At 72.3% G+C, this 1642-nt stretch carries 1 protein-coding gene and 2 pseudogenes; all 3 read right to left on the reverse strand.

Translation table 11 applies throughout. The features are described 5' to 3' along the window. A pseudogene (locus tag AC1DU6_RS30375) lies at positions 1–664 on the reverse strand (EscN/YscN/HrcN family type III secretion system ATPase); the annotation flags it as partial. After that, on the reverse strand, positions 664–1299 hold the full coding sequence (gene sctL / locus AC1DU6_RS30380; RefSeq protein ID WP_457446100.1) for a type III secretion system stator protein SctL: 636 nt from the start codon (positions 1297–1299) through the stop codon (positions 664–666). The gene sctL and the pseudogene AC1DU6_RS30375, both read right to left, overlap by 1 nt. Beyond that, a pseudogene (locus AC1DU6_RS30385) lies at positions 1281–1642 on the reverse strand (type III secretion system protein); the annotation flags it as partial. The gene sctL and the pseudogene AC1DU6_RS30385, both read right to left, overlap by 19 nt.

Raw genomic sequence — 1642 nt, forward strand, 5'->3', positions numbered from 1 at the left:
TCACCGTGCGGGCCATGCCTTCGGCGCCAAGGCTGTTCTCGATGAACTCCTTCACCTCGCGGCCACGCTCGCCGATCAGCGCCACCACGTTGACGTCGGCCGTGGAGCCGCGCGCCAGCATGCCCAGCAGCGTGCTCTTGCCCACGCCGGGCGGCGAAAACAYGCCCACGCGCTGGCCCTCACCCAGCGTCAGCAGGCCGTCGATGGCACGGATGCCGGTGACCAGCGGCTCAGCCACCATGCGGCGTGCCAGCGGGTTCACCGGTGCGCGCTGGACCGGCATGCGCGCCATTGCCTTCAGCGGGCCCTTGCCGTCCATGGGCTCGCCCATCGCGTCGAGCACCCGGCCGAGCAAGCCCGGCCCGACGGGGCAGACATGGCCACGGCCTGAAGGCACCACCTCGGTCAGCGCGGAGATGCCGGTGGTCGGCCCCAGCGGCGTCAGGATGGCCACCTGCTTCTGGAAGCCCACCACCTCCGCCAGCAGCGGCGGCTCGCCCGGCGTGCGCAGCTCGCAGAGTTCGCCCACATGAGCCTGGATGCCGGTAGCGTCGATCAGCATGCCCACCGCCTTGCTGACGCGGCCGCGCACGCCCACGGTGGGCAGGTGGCCGAAGGCGCGCGACAGGTCGTCGACGATGCTTTGCGTGGCCAGCTCGTCCATCAGCCCTGCTCCGTGGGCTGCAGCAACCCGCTGCGCTCCACCGCGGCGCGAAACGCGTCGAGCTGCGCATCAACACCGATCTGCAGCGTGCCCGAGGGCGTCTGCAGCACGCAGGCCTGGGCCGGCAGGGCCGGGTCGGCCACCACGGCCAGCGCCTGGGCCCAGGGCAGCTCGCCACCGAGCTGCCGCAGCGCCGTGCGCACGTGCTCCTCCTGCGCAGGCGCCACGCGCAGCATGACGAAGGGCTCGTGGCGTACCAAGGTGTCGACGCGGCGCAGCGCAGTCTCCAGCAGCGCCGCCGGATCGGCCTCGCCCAGGAACTGCCGCACGGCCTGGGCGACGATCTGCGCCATCGCCGCGCGCAGTGCCTGCAGCTGGCGCTGTGCGGCCAGGGCCTCGCCCACCAGCTGCTGGGCGTACTCGGCGCGCGCCGCCTCCAGCCCCTGCTCATGGCCCTGGCGGCGGCTGTCCTCGGCCTGCTGCCGGGCCTGCTGCTCGATGCGACGTGCCTCCTGCCGCGCGGCCTCCACCACGGCCGAGGCGTCCAGCAGCGCGGCGTACTCGGCCTCCTTCAGCACCTTGCGCTCGCTGAGCAGCTGCAGGTTGTCGGTCGTGATCAGAAAAGCCAGTCCCATTGCGGCAGTCTTTCCGGGACGATGCACAGCAGCATCAGCTCCCTGAGTTGTTCGAGCTGGCGCGGCTGCAGCGGTGGCACGCGCAAGCGGCTCACGCGCTGCGGCAACTTGAGCCGGATGCGCTGCAGCACCGCCGGCCCCTCGGGCAGCAGTGCGCCCGTCAGCAGCCGGTAGCCGCGCTGCACCATCACATGGCCGGCCGCATGCGGGTGCTCTTGCAGCCGCTGCATGTCGACGCGGATGTGGGTGAGCTGGGGCACGCGGTCGAGCACGAAGTCGACCGCGTCATCGGCCACGCGCAGCGCCTGCCGCCGCACCTGGCTCCCCAGGCCACCCCGCAGAC

The sequence above is a fragment of the Roseateles sp. P5_B10 genome (genome assembly GCF_056400485.1).